Below are 16,408 nucleotides of genomic sequence, written 5' to 3'. Positions count from 1 at the left end.
TAAGAACCTTCAGAGCTCGATGGGGGTATCAGGGTGGTTGCCCCATTCGCCCCAGGAGCCGGCATAGCCTTTGACTCGCGGATAACCGAGCGCCTTGGCCACCAGATAGGTGAAGCCAGAGCGGTGGTGGGTCTGGCAATGGGTGATGATTTCTTTGTCAGGCGTGATGCCCAACTGTTCGAGGATCTGCGGCATGTCGCTGCGGATGCGCAGGTTGCGTGCCTGATCCATGCCGGCGGTCCATTCGAAGTTGATCGCGCCGGGAATATGTCCGCCCCTGGCTGCGACGACTTTCTCGCCGGAATATTCCAGCGGCCCGCGTGCGTCCCAGATCGCCAGGTCAGCGGCACCGAGGCGGCTTTGCAGGTATTCGCGGGTGGCGGTGGGTTCATCGTGCAGGGTCAGGCTCACCGGGCCTGTGGCGGGCGGCGGCACTTCAGTGGACACCGGCAGGCCTTCGTCCAGCCACGACAGCAAACCACCGTCGAGGTAGTGGTAGTTCGAATGGCCGATCACATCCAGCAGCCAGATAAAGCGCCCGGCCCAGCCACCGCCTTCATCGTCATAGACCACGTAGACCGCATTCGGGTTGTGCCCCAGTTCGCCGAACAGCGTCTCGAGGTCGGCTTTTGCTGGCAACAGGCCTGGTGCCGGGGGCTGGCCCAGTTGGGTGCGCTTGGGGTCGACGAAGCGTGCGCCAGGGATGTGCCCGGTGCTGTAGCGGGCGGCACTGGTCAGGTCCACCAGAATCAGTTCGCGGGCGTCGAGGCGCGACAGCAGGTCGCTCGGCTCGATTACCAGCGGCAAGCCAGAGAAGTCAGGCATGTGAGGTCTCCAGGGGCGCAAAGGGAAAAGATTGTATCAAGATCAGCGACCGCGGTTGGTAAAGCTGTGCAAGGCGCGTTCGATACACTGCACGGTTTTACCGAAGGCTTGCACCGTCACGTCCGAGAAGGGCCCGCCGCCCTGGTCCACCGCCACCAGCATGATCACCCGGCCGTTGCAGGTCAGTGAACGCAGCAGCAGGTGTTCGCCGCGAAACAGGCTGCGCAGGCCCGGCGGCAGCAACGCCGAAAACTGAGCGTTGTTGTCCGGGTTCAGGCGAACCTGGGCCTGCTGGGCCTGCAACCGTTGCAACACTTTGCTTTGGCTGATGGAAAAACTCATGGCCGCCGCTTCTTTGGGCAGGCCGGCGATCTGATGCACGCGCAAGCTGGTCTGGCTGCGGTCGGCCATCAGAATCATCACTCGCCGCATGCCGCAGGCCACCAAGGCGTCCCGTGCCGAGGTGGTCAGGTGCATGGCGTTGCTGAACGGGCTCGGTTCCAGCAGCAGTTCGGCGCATTGCTTGCGCCACTGGGTCAGGTCTTCGGCGCTGGGCGGGGCGGCCGGCAGCAGCCCCGGGTGGACGCGTCGGCTGCCCCAGGGCCAGATCAACGCCACAGCCGGATGCCAGAGGTCCGGCATGGTGTTGTGGCGGGCACTGATGACGGCTTGCTGGTGCAATTGCTGCTGGACGTCATCCATGGACATCTGCAGATACAAACTTGTCAGATATTGCCAGCGGGTGCTGTGAGGGCCGTCCCACGCCTGTTGCGCTGAAAGGGCCAGGCCGTTGGCTAGCAGCACTGTGTTGGCTGGCTGATTGAGCCAGCGCCGCAGGGTCGGGTCATCGTCCAGGCGATTCTGCTGGCGCAGCGGGTGTTCACTGTCCCGGGCGATGCGTAGGACTTTCACCAGCTCGCGGCGTTCGTTGAGCAGCAGGCGGTAGCCCTGCGCCACCCAGACCGGCAGGCGCCAGGTCTCTACCAGCGCCAGGCAGATTTTCAGCAGGCTGACGCCGAACAACTCGCGCTCCACTTTGCTCGCTGACTGGCCTTTATGGACAACCCGCAATTCCCACTCGCCCAGCAATCCCGGATGAGTCAGGGCCAGCGGCCAGAGCGGTGACAGAAACAGCAGGCTGCCCCAGTGGATGTCTTGCCATAGCCGCGCCAGGCGGCTGGCAAAAAAACCATTGGCCTGTTGTGTTGCGTGCTGGCTGATCAATTGCAGTTGGCGCAGCGCGAGGGGGATTTGCTGTTCCGGCAACGAGGGCAGTCGGGCGAGCAGTTCTTCGGTGCGCTTGAGGCCGAGGCGGTTGATGGCCACTTCGAGATTTTCTGCCGGTTCGGCAAAGTTGCCATGGGTGTGATGGTTGGCTTCACGAATGACGCTCAGCGCCAGGGCGGGGCTGTCCTGGATCAGCTCGGCAATGTCGCGCAGTGAGCGGCGGCTGTCGGCAATGGCTTTGCAGACCAGGTCATGACTGGCTTGCGGCACTGGCAGATGGACGCCCTCGAGCAGCTTGACCCAGCCTTCGAGCGTGTTCGGTCGTGGAGTTGGAACCTTCGTTTCATTAGCCATGGCTGGACGCGATCATCATAGGGAGTATCTACGCCCGGAACGGGGCAAATTGGCTTTTCGCCTGAACTGGCTATAGTCTGGCGCAGTTTTGCCGATAAGTAGAAGAAGAGATTTTTCAGCTTCCGAATATGACCTTGAACCCGACTTAAATAAGTACTTTCTATCTATGGCTAAAATTATCGGCATCATTGTCGTGTTCGCGAGCGTTCTGGGCGGATACGTGCTCTCCCATGGCAAGATTGCCGCCCTGATCCAGCCCTTTGAGGTTCTGATCATCGGCGGCGCGGCCCTTGGCGCATTCCTGCAAGCCAACCCCGGCTACATGACGATGCACGTGCTCAAGAAGTCCTTGAGCATGTTCGGCTCGCGTTTCAGCCACACTTTCTACCTTGAGGTGCTGGGGCTGATCTACGAGATCCTCAACAAGAGCCGCCGCGAAGGCATGATGGCGATCGAAGGGGATATCGAAGACGCAGCGTCCAGCCCGATCTTCGCCAAGTACCCCACGGTGCTCAAGGATGAGCGCATGACGGCGTTCGTCTGTGATTACCTGCGCATCATGTCGTCCGGCAACATGGCTCCCCATGAGCTCGAAGGCCTGTTCGACATGGAACTGTACAGCCTCAAGGAAGACCTGGAGCACCCGTCTCACGCGGTCAACGGCATCGCCGACGGCATGCCGGGTTTCGGTATCGTCGCGGCGGTATTGGGCATCGTGGTGACCATGGCCTCCCTGGGCGAAGGCGACCAGGCATCTATCGGCCTGCACGTAGGTGCGGCACTGGTAGGTACCTTCTTCGGTATTCTCGCCGCGTATGGCTTCTTTGGCCCGTTGGCCCATTCCCTGGCCCACGACGCCAAGGAAGAACTCAATGTCTACGAAGCCATCAAGGCATCGCTCGTGGCCTCGGCTTCGGGCATGCCTCCATCGCTGGCTGTGGAGTTCGGTCGCAAGGTCCTGTACCCGGCGCACCGTCCAAGCTTCGCCGAGTTAGAACAAGCGGTTCGCGGTCGCTAAGATGGAAAACAACCAGCCGATCATTATCAAGCGCGTCAAGCGCATAGCCGGCGGGCATCACGGGGGCGCCTGGAAAATCGCCTTCGCCGACTTCGCGACGGCGATGATGGCGTTCTTTCTGGTGCTGTGGCTGCTGTCCACCGCGACTCCAGAGCAGAAAATCGCCATCGCCGGTTATTTCAAGGACCCGGTGGGTTTTTCCGAAAGCGGCACGCCGTATATCATCGACCTGGGCGGCTCGCCGGTCCTGGCGCCGGAAAACACCCTCAACCCTGAAGTCGAATCCCAGCCTCAGCCCGACAAGGCGAAGGTAGACGCCAATGACGCCGAAGGCATGGCCGAGGAGGTCGAGCGAGAGCGTCTGGAGTTGTTGCTGCAAGAGTTGCAGAACAAAGTCGAAGAGAACCCTCAACTGCAGAAGTTCAAGGACCAGATCCTGTTCGAAATCACGCCGAACGGCTTGCGCATCCAGATCATGGACGCCGAGAACCGTCCGATGTTCGACTCTGGCAGCGCGCGCCTGAAACCTTATTTCGAAGATATTCTGCTGGCCATGGCCGACACCATCAAAGCGGTGCCGAACAAGATCAGCATCAGTGGTCATACCGATGCCAAGCCCTTCATCGGCAAAGGCGATTTCGGTAACTGGGAACTCTCCGCCAATCGCGCCAATGCGGCTCGTCGGGCCCTGGTGGCCGGCAGTTATCCGGACGAGCAGGTGGCGCGGGTGGTCGGTTATGCCTCCTCGGCGCTGTTCGACCGCAAAGACCCGTTCAACCCGGTCAACCGGCGGATCGATATCGTGGTGTTGACCAAGAAGGCCCAGAAAGCCATCGAAGGTTCGCAAACCGATGACCCGGCGCCGGACCCGGCCCAGGGCGCCGGCGCGCCGGGTGAAGTGCCGGGTACGCCCGGCGCGGCGGCGGATCCGAACGCATTGCCGGCGGACCAGCAGCCTGTTCCCGCCCATGAGGTACGTGAGCGTCTGAATCTGTTCGATGATCTCGCGCCGAAACCGGCCGAGCCGCCTGCGCAGTGACCTGACTGGCGAGCGTAAACCTGTGGCGAGGGGATTTATCCCCGTTGGGCTGCGAAGTAGCCCCTCTTTTTTCATCTGATATTCGGGGTGATAAAGGGGGGGCGCTTCGCGCCCCAGCGGGGATAAATCCCCTCGCCACAACTGTGTCCGGCTTGTCTTCCTTTCGGATCAGTAACTGCTTTCCGGCAAGCTGGCGATGATCGAGCGATAGCTGTTCATCCGTTGCTGCTGCACACGACCGTCTTCCAGCGCCTTGAGCAGGGCGCAACCGGGTTCGCGGTCGTGCTTGCAGTCGCGGAAACGGCAGGTGCCGATCAGGTCGTTGAACTCGATGAACCCCGCTTCCACATCGGCTCGGCTGACGTGGCCCAGGCCAAACTCGCGGATGCCCGGCGAGTCGATCAATTCACCGCCGCCGGGGAAGTGGAACAACCGCGCCGTGGTGGTGGTGTGAGTGCCCTGGCCGGACAGCTCGGACAGCGGCCCGACGCGCGTCTCGACTTCCGGCAGCAGGCTGTTGACCAGCGACGACTTACCGACACCGGACTGGCCGACAAACACGCTGATGCGCCCGTCCAGTTGTTCCTGCAATTTTTCCATGCCGTCGCCGTGGTGAGCCGAAACCTCCAGCACCGGGTAGCCCAAGTGCCGATAGACCGAGAGCAGTGCGTTCAGCGCCGGGGCGTTGTGTTCATCGATCAGGTCGAATTTGTTGAGCAGCAACAAGGGGCGGATGCCGGCGTGTTCGGCCGCGACCAAATAGCGGTCGATCAGGTTGGCGTGGGGCTCGGGTAGCGGGGCGAAGACGATGACGATCATGTCGACGTTGGCCGCCACCGGCTTGAGCTGGCCTCGGCTGTCCGGACGGCACAGTTCGGTGTGGCGCGGCAGTTGAGCCACGATCACGCCGATGCCTTGGTTGCCGGCACGCCAGACCACCTGATCACCAGTGACCAGGGCCGGCAGGTTGGCTCGCAGGTGGCAGCGGAATACCTGGCCGGCCAATTCGCCTTCACGGGCCTCGACCTCGACCTGTACACCGAAGTGCGCGATCACCAGGCCGGTCTGTTCAGGGCCCAGGTCGCCGCCCTCCAGCGCTTGTACCGCGCTGGATTCGCGTTTGGCGGCGCGGGCGGCGCGCTCGCCCTGAATCTTTTCGATGCGCCAGTTTTGACGACGATTGAGTTGGCGTTTGGCCATGGGTGTTCCGTATGAAGAATGCAGCGATTAGGTAAAAACGGCCGCGAGTTTAGCACGCTCAAGGCCCTGCCTCGGGTTTGAACGAAAAGTCGCCGAGCAGCGATCAGGCAGGGCGAAAACAGGCGAGGAAACGGCGTTGACTGGTGGTCAATGAGCATTCCGAGGCTGTTTTCAACGCAGCATGATCGTCGCGCAGGCACTTTTCGTTCAAAGCCTAAGCTAAACTGCGCAGCTACGCCGAGGAGCTCCCCCATGCAGAACCCGCAGAACCTGATCTGGATCGACCTGGAAATGACCGGTCTGAACCCGGACACCGACGTCATCATCGAAATGGCCACCATCGTCACCGACAGTGATCTCAACACCCTGGCCGAAGGCCCTGTGATCGCGATCCATCACAGCGACGAGGTCCTGGCGGGTATGGACGAATGGAACACTCGCCAGCACGGCGGCTCAGGCCTGACCCAACGGGTGCGCGAGAGCAAAATCAGCATGGCTGAGGCCGAAGCCCAAACCATCGCCTTTCTTGAGCAGTGGGTGCCCAAGGGCAAGTCACCGATCTGTGGCAACAGCATCTGCCAGGATCGTCGCTTTCTCTATACCCATATGAAATCCCTGGAAAGCTACTTTCACTACCGCAACCTGGACGTCTCCACCCTCAAGGAACTGGCCGCCCGCTGGGCACCTGAGGTGCGTGACAGCTTCCAGAAGGGCGGCAGCCACCTGGCCCTGGACGATATCCGCGAGTCCATCGCCGAGCTGCAGCACTACCGTAAGCACTTCATCAAGTTCTAAGTCGGCTCCTCGGCTGTTGTGCGAGCACGCTTTTGTGGCGAGGGAGCTTGCTCCGGCTGGCCTGCGAAGCAGGCCCAACAGCTTCAGGTAGATCGAGTTGTCCGGTTTGGCGACTGCTGCGCAGCCGAGCGGGAGCAAGCTCCCTCGCCACAGGGGTAGTTTGAACGGGCGGCATGGCGCTCAGGCAGAAGACGGTGTCGCGCCCTCTTTTGGTGCCTGCCCAAACTGGCTAGACTGCGCGCCTTCCTGCAAGGACCGCCATCATGTTGCTGATGCTTTACCTGATCGCCATCACCGCCGAAGCCATGACTGGGGCTTTGTCTGCCGGGCGTCGTGGCATGGACTGGTTTGGCGTGGTGCTGATCGCCTGCGTCACCGCGTTGGGTGGCGGCTCGGTGCGCGATGTGCTGCTCGGTCATTACCCGCTCACCTGGGTCAGGCACCCGGAATATCTGGTGCTGACCACCGCGGCCGCGATGCTGACGGTGATCCTGGCGCGCTGGATGCGCCATTTGCGCTCGTTGTTCCTGGTGCTCGACGCCGTGGGCCTGGTGGCGTTCACCCTGATCGGCTGCATGACCGCCCTGGAAATGGGCCATGGCATGTTGGTGGCTTCGGTCAGTGGCGTGATTACCGGCGTTTTCGGTGGCATCCTGCGTGACATTTTTTGCAACGATATCCCGCTGATCTTCCGTCGCGAGCTCTATGCCAGCGTTTCGTTTGCCGCGGCGTGGTGCTACATGCTGTGTGTCTATCTGCAGTTGCCGAGCGAGCAGGCGATCCTCATCACCTTGTTCGGCGGTTTCCTGTTGCGGCTCCTGGCGATCCGCTTTCACTGGGAAATGCCGAAGTTCGTCTACAACGACGAGGTCTGACGCTCGGCGTGTTGGCGCAACGCCCACTCCACATGCTCGCGCACCAGTTCCGATGGGTAATCGCGCCGCGCTTCAAGCGCTTGCATGACCGGGATGGTTGAAGGTGCATTTCCCAGCCCCACCGCCAGGTTGCGCAACCAGCGTTCGTACCCGGCGCGGCGCAGGGGCGAGCCCTCGGTACTGCTGAGGAATTTTTCCTCGTCCCACATGAACAACTCGGCCAACCCGGCATTGTCCAGGTTGTGTCGCGGTTTGAAGTCGCTTTCTCCGGACGGTCGGGCGAAGCGGTTCCACGGGCAGACGATCTGGCAGTCATCGCAACCGAACACCCGGTTGCCGATCAATGGCCGCAGTTCCTCGGGGATGGCGCTTTTGAGTTCGATGGTGAGGTAGGAAATGCAGCGTCGGGCATCCAGGACGTAGGGGCCGACGAAGGCATTCGTAGGGCAGATGTCCAGGCATGCGGTGCATTTCCCGCAGTGTTCGCTGGCGTGGGGCGGGTCAACCGGCAGCGGCAGGTCGACGAACAGTTCGCTCAGGAAGAAATAGCTGCCGGCCTTGCGGTTCAGTACCAGGGTGTTTTTACCGATCCAGCCCAAGCCGGCCTGCTCGGCGATGGCTTTTTCCAGCACCGGTGCGCTGTCAACGAAGGCGCGATAACCGAAGGGGCCAATGACCGCCTGAATTTTTTCTGCCAGCTGCTGCACGCGTTTACGGATCAATTTGTGGTAATCGCGGCCCAATGCATAACGCGAGACGTAGGCTTTTTCCGGTTGGCCGAGCATCTGCGCCATTTGCGTGTCGCCCGGCAGGTAGTCCATGCGCAGAGAAACCACACGCAATGTGCCCGGCACCAGTTCCTCGGGGTGCGAGCGTTTGCTGCCGTGGGCGCCCATGTAGTCCATCTCGCCGTGATAGCCCGCGTCGAGCCAGCGCTGCAAATGTTGCTCATGCTCGGCAAGGTCCAGGCCGCTGATGCCGACCTGCTGGAAACCCAGCTCGCGGCCCCAGTCCTTGATGGATTGGGCGAGGGCGGGGAGATCTGTGGGGATGGCAGGCATGAGGCGAGAGAAACCGGAGCTGAGATGCGTATAATTCTGCCAGACATCGGAGCCCGAAGACGCATGCCGCACACTAAAGATGATTTTCCCGACGCGCTGTACAGTGCCGCGCAGGTCCGGGCCCTTGACGCACAGCTGATTGCGGCAGGCACGACTGGCTTCGAATTGATGCAGCGAGCCGCCCGCGCCACCTGGCGCGCCATTGTCCGGCACTGGCCAGACTCCAGCGAGCTGACCGTGCTGGCCGGGCATGGCAACAACGCCGGCGACGGTTATCTGGTGGCGACCCTGGCCCGCCGTGCCGGCTGGTCAGTGCGGGTGCTGACGGTGGGTGAGCCCCGGCGTTTACAGGGGGATGCCGCCAATGCCCACGCCGAGGCGGTGGCGGTGGGTGTGCCGGTGGAGCCATGGTCGGACGAGTCCGACTTGCGCGGCGTGCTGCTCGACGCCTTGCTCGGCACGGGATTGAGTGGCGAAGTACGCGAGCCCTACGTTCGGGCAATCGACACCATCAATGTCAGTGGCCTGCCAGTGGCCGCGGTGGATATCCCTTCGGGGCTGTGTGCCGACACGGGACGGGTGCTGGGTACGGCAGTGACGGCCGACCTGACCGTAACCTTTATCGGCCTGAAGCTGGGCCTGTTCACAGGCGATGCGGCGGACCGGGTCGGTGAACTGATATTCAATGATCTGCATGCCGATCCCGACATCGTCGAGGCGGCGCCGGCCACGGCCCGGCTTCTGCAGCCCGCTAATCTGCCGGGTCTGACGCCGCGCGCGCGCACATCCCACAAAGGCAAGTTCGGTCATGTTCTATTGATCGGCGGCGATCGAGGTTTTGGCGGGGCTATCCAGATGAGCGCCGAGAGTGCCCTGCGTTGCGGCGCGGGGATGGTGTCCATGGCCACTCGCAACGAGCATGTGTCCGCTGCGCTGACGCGTTTACCCGAAGTCATGGTGCAGGGCACCCACTCAGCAAACCAATTGATGGGGTTGCTTGAGCAGGTCAGTGTGTTGGTGGTGGGGCCGGGCCTCGGTCAGGCTGCGTGGGGACGTAGCTTGTTGTCGGCGGCGGCCAACGCATTGCTGCCCCAGGTGTGGGATGCCGATGCGCTGAACCTGCTGAGCAGTGGTGCGGTCAGTTTGCCCGCGCACTGTGTGATCACCCCTCATCCGGGCGAGGCGGCGCGGCTTCTGGGTATCTCCACGGCTCAGGTGCAGGTCGATCGTCCGGCGGCGGCCCACGCATTGAGCAAACAATACGCGGCCACAGTGATTCTCAAAGGCGCTGGCAGCCTGATTGCCAGTCCAGACGGTCGCCTGTCGGTTTGTAGCCAGGGCCATCCGGCCATGGCCACGGCAGGCCTCGGGGATGTACTGGCCGGGGTGGTCGGTGCGTTGCTCGCCCAAGGCATGGATGGCTTTGACGCCGCCTGCCTGGCGGTGTGGCTGCATGCCAATGCCGGTGCGCAAGCCGGTCAGTCGGGCCGGGGATTGGCGGCGACCGATCTGATCCCGGCCATTCGTCAGTTGTTGGAGGAGCATTCACCGTGTCTGAAGTAACCCTGTACGTGGCGGACGAACAAGCCATGACGCAATTGGGGGCGCGCATTGCGCGTACCACGGCAGGCCATGGTCTGATTTTTCTGGAGGGCGACCTCGGCGCGGGAAAAACCACCTTGTCCCGCGGCATTATTCGTGGCCTGGGACACGTCGGCGCAGTGAAAAGCCCTACGTTCACGTTGGTTGAACCCTACGAAATCGGCGACATTCGTGCCTTCCATTTTGACCTGTACCGACTGGTGGACCCTGAAGAGTTGGAATTCCTCGGTATCCGCGATTACTTCGAAGATGACGCCTTGTGTCTGATCGAATGGCCCCAGAAGGGTGCAGGCTTTTTGCCAAAGCCCGACCTGACCATTACCATTGGCGCGCAGAACGGCGGGCGTTCGTTGATACTGACGCCGCAAGGCTCGCGTGGCGAGTCGTGGTGTGCCGCTTTGGCACTGGAAACTAATTGATGATGGGGTTTGGTATGCGCTTTCGCGCGGTGGTTGCTGTCGTAGGAATGTTGCTTACGGCACTGGCCGTCGATGCTGTGGCACAGACGAAGGTCAGCAGCGTTCGTCTGTGGCGGGCGCCGGACAACACTCGTCTGGTGTTCGACCTGACGGGGCCGGTGCAGCACAGCGTATTCACCCTGACCGCTCCGGATCGCCTGGTGATCGACATCAATGGCGCATCCCTGGGGGCGCCGCTGACAGCCGCCACCGCCAACACGCCGATCACGGCCATTCGCTCGGCTCAGCGCACGCCGACTGACCTGCGGGTGGTCGTCGATCTGAATAAGGCGGTGACCCCGAAAAGCTTCACCCTGGCGCCCAACGCCCAGTACGGCAACCGACTGGTGGTGGACTTGTTCGACAACCCGGGCGATGCCGCGCCACCGCCTGCGCCGCCGACCAAAGTCGCCACAGTGCCGGCGGTGCCGGTCACGCCGACCGAGCCTGCTCTCAAGCTACCGCCGGCGCCTTCCGGCAAGCGCGATATCATCGTTGTGATCGATGCCGGTCACGGGGGGGAGGACCCGGGTGCCTCTGGCTCGCGAGGGCAGCGTGAAAAGGACGTGGTGTTGTCCATCGCCCGTGAGTTGCAGCGCCAGGTCAATGGTATGAAGGGCTTTCGCGCGGAACTGACCCGTACCGGAGACTATTTCATCCCCTTGCGTGGCCGTACCGAAATCGCCCGCAAGAAGGGCGCGGACCTGTTCGTCTCGATCCATGCCGACGCCGCCCCTTCAAAAGCCGCGTTCGGGGCCTCGGTGTTTGCCCTGTCTGACCGGGGGGCCACCTCCGAGACCGCCCGTTGGCTGGCTGACAGCGAAAACCGTTCCGACCTGATTGGCGGTGCCGGTAACGTCAGCCTCGATGACAAGGACCGCATGCTCGCCGGCGTGCTGCTCGATTTGTCGATGACCGCCTCGCTGACGTCCAGCCTGAACGTCGGTCAAAAAGTCTTGAGCAACATTGGGCGTGTCACGCCGCTGCACAAGCGACGCGTCGAGCAGGCCGGGTTCATGGTGCTCAAGTCGCCGGATATCCCGTCGATTCTGGTGGAAACCGGGTTCATCTCCAACGCCAACGAAGCCTCGAAGCTGACATCCTCCAGCCACCAACAAGCCCTGGCCCGCTCCATCAGCAGCGGCGTGCGACAGTTCTTCCAGCAGAACCCGCCACCGGGCACCTACATCGCCTGGCTACGAGACTCCGGCAAGATCGCCCAGGGGCCGCGAGACCATCGGGTCAATCCTGGCGAAACCCTGGCAATGATCGCGGTGCGCTATCAGGTGTCGCCCGCGTCGTTGCGCAGTGCCAATAATCTCAAGAGCGACGAGCTCAAGATCGGCCAGACCCTGACCATTCCCGGCAACGAAGTGGTGGTCAAGCAATGAGCGATGAACTGACCGGCAGCACTGCCCGCATCGAACTGCTCAGCCCCCGGCTGGCGAACCAGATCGCCGCCGGTGAGGTGGTCGAGCGTCCGGCGTCGGTGATCAAGGAGTTGCTGGAGAACAGCCTCGACTCCGGGGCCCGGCGCATCGATGTGGATGTCGAGCAGGGCGGTGTCAAGCTGCTGCGTGTGCGCGATGACGGTGGCGGCATTCCTGCCGACGACCTGCCGTTGGCCCTGGCGCGCCACGCCACCAGCAAGATCCGCGATCTGGAAGACCTCGAGCGGGTCATGAGCCTGGGGTTCCGTGGCGAGGCGCTGGCCTCCATCAGTTCGGTGTCGCGCCTGACGCTCACCTCGCGTACCCGCGAAGCCGACCAGGCCTGGCAGGTCGAGACCGAAGGCCGGGACATGGCCTCTCGCGTCCAGCCCGCGGCCCATCCGGTGGGCACCTCGGTGGAAGTGCGCGACCTGTTCTTCAATACCCCGGCCCGGCGCAAGTTTCTCAAGGCCGAGAAGACCGAATTCGATCATTTGCAGGAAGTCATCAAGCGTCTGGCGCTGGCGCGTTTTGACGTGGCGTTCCATTTGCGCCACAACGGCAAGACCATCCTCAGCCTGCACGAGGCCCATGATGATGCGGCCCGTGCTCGACGCGTCGGCGCGGTGTGCGGTGCCGGGTTCCTGGAGCAAGCTCTGCCCATCGAAGTGGAGCGCAATGGCCTGCACCTGTGGGGCTGGGTCGGGCTGCCGACTTTTTCTCGCAGCCAGGCGGACTTGCAGTACTTTTACGTGAACGGGCGGGCGGTGCGCGACAAGCTGGTGGCCCACGCGGTGCGCCAGGCCTATCGCGACGTGTTGTTCAACGGTCGGCATCCAACGTTCGTGCTTTTTTTCGAAGTCGATCCCGCGGTGGTGGACGTCAACGTGCATCCCACCAAGCATGAAGTACGCTTCCGTGACGGGCGCATGGTGCACGATTTCCTTTACGGCACCTTGCACCGCGCCTTGGGCGATGTGCGCCCCGAAGATCAATTGGCGGCACCGGCGGCAGTTGCCGGCATGGTCCGGCCAACGGGGCTGGAGGCTGGCGAATTCGGGCCTCAGGGCGAAATGCGCCTGGCCGCCAACGCACTGCTGGAGCAACCTCAGCCCCAGCCGACCTACAACGCCGCCGGGACCGGCGCGGGCAGCGGTTACCAGTACCAATACACCCCGCGTGCGCAATCGAGCGTGCCCGCCGCCGAAGCTCAGGCGGCTTATCGCGAGTTCTTCAAGCCCCTGCCTGAGGCCGGTGCGGCGGCGTTGCCGGACGGCCAGGGTGACATTCCGCCGCTGGGTTATGCCCTGGCGCAGCTCAAAGGCATCTATATCCTCGCGGAAAATGCCCAAGGCCTGGTTCTGGTAGATATGCATGCCGCCCACGAGCGGATCATGTACGAGCGGCTGAAGATCGCCATGGCCAGCGAAGGCCTTAGCGGGCAACCGCTATTGGTGCCTGAATCCCTGGCGGTCAGTCAGCGTGAGGCCGATTGCGCCGAGGAGCATGTGAGCTGGTTCCAGCGCCTGGGCTTTGAGCTGCAGCGCCTGGGCCCGGAAACCCTGGCGATCCGGCAGATCCCGGCGTTGTTGAAGCAGGCCGAGGCCAACCGACTGGTCAGCGACGTGCTGGCGGACCTGATGGAGTACGGCACCAGCGACCGGATCCAGGCGCACCTGAACGAACTGCTCGGCACCATGGCCTGCCACGGCGCAATCCGCGCCAACCGGCGTCTGGCCTTGCCGGAAATGAATGGCCTGCTGCGGGATATGGAAAACACCGAGCGCAGCGGCCAATGCAACCATGGCCGGCCGACCTGGACCCAACTGGGCCTGGACGACCTGGACAAACTGTTCCTGCGCGGTCGTTGATGAGTCAGTTACCACCTGCGATCTTTCTGATGGGGCCGACCGCAGCCGGCAAGACCGACCTGGCCATTGAGTTGACCAAAGTGCTGCCTTGCGAGCTGATCAGCGTAGATTCGGCCTTGGTCTACCGGGGCATGGACATCGGCACGGCCAAGCCGTCAAAAGAGCTGCTGGCCGAGTTCCCGCACCGACTGATCGACATCCTGGATCCGGCCGAAGCTTACTCGGCAGCGGATTTTCGTCGCGATGCCCTTCAGGCCATGGCCGAAATCACCGCCAGAGGCAAGATTCCGCTGCTGGTGGGCGGCACGATGCTGTACTACAAGGCTCTGGTCGAGGGGCTGGCGGACATGCCGGCTGCCGATCCCAACGTGCGCGCGCAGATCGAAGAAGAGGCTGCACGCCTTGGCTGGCAAGCCCTGCATGAGCAACTGGCGGTCATCGACCCGGAGTCGGCGGCCCGCATTCACCCCAACGACCCGCAACGGCTCAGCCGGGCGCTGGAGGTCTATCGGGTCAGCGGGCAGAGCATGACGGCCCTGCGACAGCGACAATCTGCGCAAAGTACTGAAGCAGCCGCTTCGGGAATGCAACAATTGCCCTATACTGTCGCCAATCTGGCCATCGCTCCGGCGAACCGGCAAGTGCTGCATCGGCGAATTGAACAAAGATTCACATTAATGTTGGAACAGGGATTCATAGACGAGGTCGTAGCCCTGCGTGAGCGAAGTGACCTGCATGCCGGGTTGCCGTCTATACGTGCGGTGGGTTATCGACAGGTCTGGGACTATCTGGACGGCAAGCTGACGTCAGCCGAGATGCAGGAGCGTGGAATCATTGCCACGCGCCAATTGGCGAAACGCCAGTTCACCTGGCTGCGGAGCTGGACTGACTTGCATTGGCTTGACAGTCTTGATTGCGACAATCTGCCGCGCGCCTTGAAATACCTTGGGACCATCTCCATATTGAGCTGAGTCCTTGCAATTGCCGTCTATCCTTGGGGGTGTGACGGCCCAAGCCATCTGATTCCGATTTTAATTATTGATCCTTAAAGGAGTGCGGCACATGTCAAAAGGGCATTCGCTACAAGACCCTTACTTGAACACTTTACGTAAAGAGAAAGTTGGGGTGTCCATCTATCTGGTCAACGGGATCAAACTGCAAGGCCATATCGAGTCTTTCGACCAGTTCGTCATCCTGTTGAAAAACACCGTCAGCCAGATGGTCTACAAGCACGCGATCTCGACAGTAGTGCCTGTGCGTGCGATTCGTCTGCCTAGCGCAACCGAATCCGAAGCCGGTGACGCTGAACCGGGTAACGCTTGATAGGAGTCTCCTTTGTTCTTTGAGCGCCACGGTGGGGGTGAGCGGGCCATTCTCGTTCACTTGGATGGACAAGACCCTGAGGCGCGCGAAGATCCGCAGGAGTTTCAGGAATTGGCACTTTCGGCCGGCGCCGAGACCGTCGCGTTTTTTAACGTGCCGCGTCATCGGCCAACCGCCAAATACCTGATAGGTAGCGGCAAGGTCGAGGAATTGCGCGACCTGGTCAAAACCGAGCAGGTCGACCTGGTGATTTTCAATCACATCCTCACGCCCAGTCAGGAGCGTAACCTCGAGCGTGTGTTCGAGTGTCGCGTGATCGACCGGACGGGGTTGATTCTCGATATCTTCGCCCAACGCGCCCGTACCCATGAAGGCAAGCTCCAGGTCGAACTGGCCCAGCTTGAGCACATGAGTACGCGCCTGGTTCGTGGCTGGACCCACCTTGAGCGGCAGAAGGGGGGGATCGGTCTGCGCGGTCCGGGTGAGACCCAGCTGGAAACCGACCGGCGCCTGCTGCGGGTTCGCCTGCGCCAGATCAAGGGGCGTCTGGAAAAGGTCCGCAGCCAGCGCGAGCAATCCCGGCGTGGCCGCAAGCGTGCTGATATCCCGACGGTTTCATTGGTGGGTTACACCAACGCCGGCAAATCGACGCTGTTCAATAACGTGACCCAGTCCGATGTCTACGCCGCCGACCAGTTGTTCGCCACGCTCGATCCGACCCTGCGCCGGCTCGATCTGGACGACCTCGGGCCGATTGTGCTGGCCGACACCGTGGGCTTCATTCGGCATTTGCCGCATAAGCTGGTGGAGGCTTTCCGGGCTACGCTCGAAGAGTCGAGCAACTCCGACCTGCTGCTGCACGTGATCGATGCCGCCGAGCCGGACCGGATGCTGCAGATCGAGCAGGTCATGGTGGTGCTGGGCGAGATCGGAGCCCAGGACTTGCCGATCCTCGAGGTATACAACAAACTCGATTTGCTCGAAGGCGTGGAGCCGCAGATCCAGCGTGATGCCGATGGCAAACCGCAGCGGGTCTGGTTATCGGCCCGCGACGGCTCCGGCCTCGACCTGCTCAAGCAGGCCGTGGCGGAGCTGCTGGGCAACGACTTGTTTGTTGGCACGCTGAAGTTGCCGCAACGTTTCGCTCGGCTGCGGGCCCAGTTCTTTGAGCTCGGAGCGGTGCAGAAAGAAGAACACGACGAAGAAGGCGTCTGCCTGCTGGCGGTTCGCCTGCCTCGGACGGAGCTCAATCGACTGGTCAGTCGCGAAGGGCTGCAGCCGATGGAATTCATCGAGCAACACACTTTGCAATAAAAGCCTGAGAAAGCTG

Annotated in this window: 15 protein-coding genes; 11 read left to right on the top strand and 4 right to left on the bottom strand. The window is 62.1% G+C overall.

The window, feature by feature from the left end; genetic code table 11:
• Positions 1-9 precede the first annotated feature (9 nt).
• Together T3A99_RS10380 and T3A99_RS10375 are read right to left on the bottom strand one after the other, a co-directional pair.
• Positions 10-825: a rhodanese-like domain-containing protein gene (locus tag T3A99_RS10380; protein WP_076382902.1), complete on the bottom strand. Its 816-nt coding sequence runs from the start codon at positions 823-825 to the stop codon at positions 10-12.
• Positions 826-867: 42 nt separating this feature from the next.
• On the bottom strand, positions 868-2,406 hold the full coding sequence (locus T3A99_RS10375) for an HDOD domain-containing protein (protein WP_047227298.1): 1,539 nt from the start codon (positions 2,404-2,406) through the stop codon (positions 868-870).
• Positions 2,407-2,572: 166 nt separating this feature from the next.
• On the opposite strand from T3A99_RS10375, the gene motA reads away from it, so the two are divergent.
• Entirely contained in the window at positions 2,573-3,424 is an 852-nt protein-coding gene (gene motA / locus T3A99_RS10370) for a flagellar motor stator protein MotA (protein WP_139048564.1), read from the top strand.
• A 1-nt stretch (position 3,425) separates the two neighbouring features.
• Entirely contained in the window at positions 3,426-4,463 is a 1,038-nt protein-coding gene (gene motB / locus T3A99_RS10365; protein ID WP_160893736.1) for a flagellar motor protein MotB, read from the top strand.
• A 168-nt stretch (positions 4,464-4,631) separates the two neighbouring features.
• On the opposite strand, the gene rsgA is transcribed toward motB, so the two are convergent.
• The gene (gene rsgA / locus T3A99_RS10360; protein WP_047227301.1) at positions 4,632-5,663 is read right to left on the bottom strand and encodes a small ribosomal subunit biogenesis GTPase RsgA; all 1,032 of its coding nucleotides are present in this window, start codon (positions 5,661-5,663) and stop codon (positions 4,632-4,634) included.
• Positions 5,664-5,915: 252 nt separating this feature from the next.
• Here rsgA and orn point away from each other — a divergent pair, with 252 nt between their 5' ends.
• Both orn and T3A99_RS10350 read left to right on the top strand, forming a co-directional pair.
• Positions 5,916-6,458 (top strand): oligoribonuclease, encoded by a 543-nt coding sequence (gene orn, locus T3A99_RS10355; RefSeq protein ID WP_047227302.1) that lies wholly within the window; start codon positions 5,916-5,918, stop codon positions 6,456-6,458.
• A gap of 260 nt (positions 6,459-6,718) precedes the next feature.
• Positions 6,719-7,333, top strand: a complete 615-nt coding sequence (locus T3A99_RS10350; RefSeq protein WP_171061284.1) for a trimeric intracellular cation channel family protein — start codon at positions 6,719-6,721, stop codon at positions 7,331-7,333.
• Here T3A99_RS10350 and queG read toward each other — a convergent pair.
• Positions 7,315-8,394 carry a tRNA epoxyqueuosine(34) reductase QueG gene (gene queG / locus T3A99_RS10345; protein WP_322834274.1) on the bottom strand — a complete coding sequence of 360 codons (1,080 nt, stop codon included), beginning with the start codon at positions 8,392-8,394 and terminating at the stop codon, positions 7,315-7,317. The two genes, T3A99_RS10350 and queG, sit on opposite strands and share 19 nt — an antisense overlap.
• A 63-nt stretch (positions 8,395-8,457) precedes the next feature.
• Here queG and T3A99_RS10340 point away from each other — a divergent pair, with 63 nt between their 5' ends.
• The 7 genes from T3A99_RS10340 to hflX all read left to right on the top strand — a co-directional run bounded on the left by T3A99_RS10340 (position 8,458) and on the right by hflX (position 16,392).
• Entirely contained in the window at positions 8,458-9,957 is a 1,500-nt protein-coding gene (locus T3A99_RS10340) for an NAD(P)H-hydrate dehydratase (RefSeq protein WP_322834273.1), read from the top strand.
• Positions 9,945-10,415: a tRNA (adenosine(37)-N6)-threonylcarbamoyltransferase complex ATPase subunit type 1 TsaE gene (gene tsaE, locus T3A99_RS10335; RefSeq protein WP_047227306.1), complete on the top strand. Its 471-nt coding sequence runs from the start codon at positions 9,945-9,947 to the stop codon at positions 10,413-10,415. Before T3A99_RS10340 ends, tsaE begins: the two co-directional genes overlap by 13 nt.
• Positions 10,415-11,845 (top strand): N-acetylmuramoyl-L-alanine amidase, encoded by a 1,431-nt coding sequence (locus tag T3A99_RS10330; protein ID WP_047227307.1) that lies wholly within the window; start codon positions 10,415-10,417, stop codon positions 11,843-11,845. The genes tsaE and T3A99_RS10330 overlap by 1 nt, the downstream gene beginning before the upstream one ends.
• Positions 11,842-13,755, top strand: coding sequence for a DNA mismatch repair endonuclease MutL (gene mutL, locus T3A99_RS10325; protein WP_076382898.1), 1,914 nt, complete (start codon positions 11,842-11,844; stop codon positions 13,753-13,755). The genes T3A99_RS10330 and mutL overlap by 4 nt, the downstream gene beginning before the upstream one ends.
• Positions 13,755-14,726, top strand: coding sequence for a tRNA (adenosine(37)-N6)-dimethylallyltransferase MiaA (gene miaA, locus T3A99_RS10320; protein ID WP_322834272.1), 972 nt, complete (start codon positions 13,755-13,757; stop codon positions 14,724-14,726). The genes mutL and miaA overlap by 1 nt, the downstream gene beginning before the upstream one ends.
• A 91-nt stretch (positions 14,727-14,817) precedes the next feature.
• A complete protein-coding gene (gene hfq / locus T3A99_RS10315; RefSeq protein ID WP_047227310.1) occupies positions 14,818-15,078 on the top strand; it encodes an RNA chaperone Hfq in 261 nt (86 codons plus the stop codon).
• 12 nt (positions 15,079-15,090) lie between these two features.
• Positions 15,091-16,392, top strand: a complete 1,302-nt coding sequence (gene hflX / locus T3A99_RS10310) for a ribosome rescue GTPase HflX (protein ID WP_047227311.1) — start codon at positions 15,091-15,093, stop codon at positions 16,390-16,392.
• The last annotated feature ends 16 nt before the right edge of the window (positions 16,393-16,408 follow it).

Origin of the sequence: Pseudomonas sp. N-137 (assembly GCF_034555295.1) — a bacterium.
GTDB lineage: Bacteria > Pseudomonadota > Gammaproteobacteria > Pseudomonadales > Pseudomonadaceae > Aquipseudomonas > Aquipseudomonas rhizophila.
This window is presented reverse-complemented; position numbering and strand designations above follow the sequence as displayed.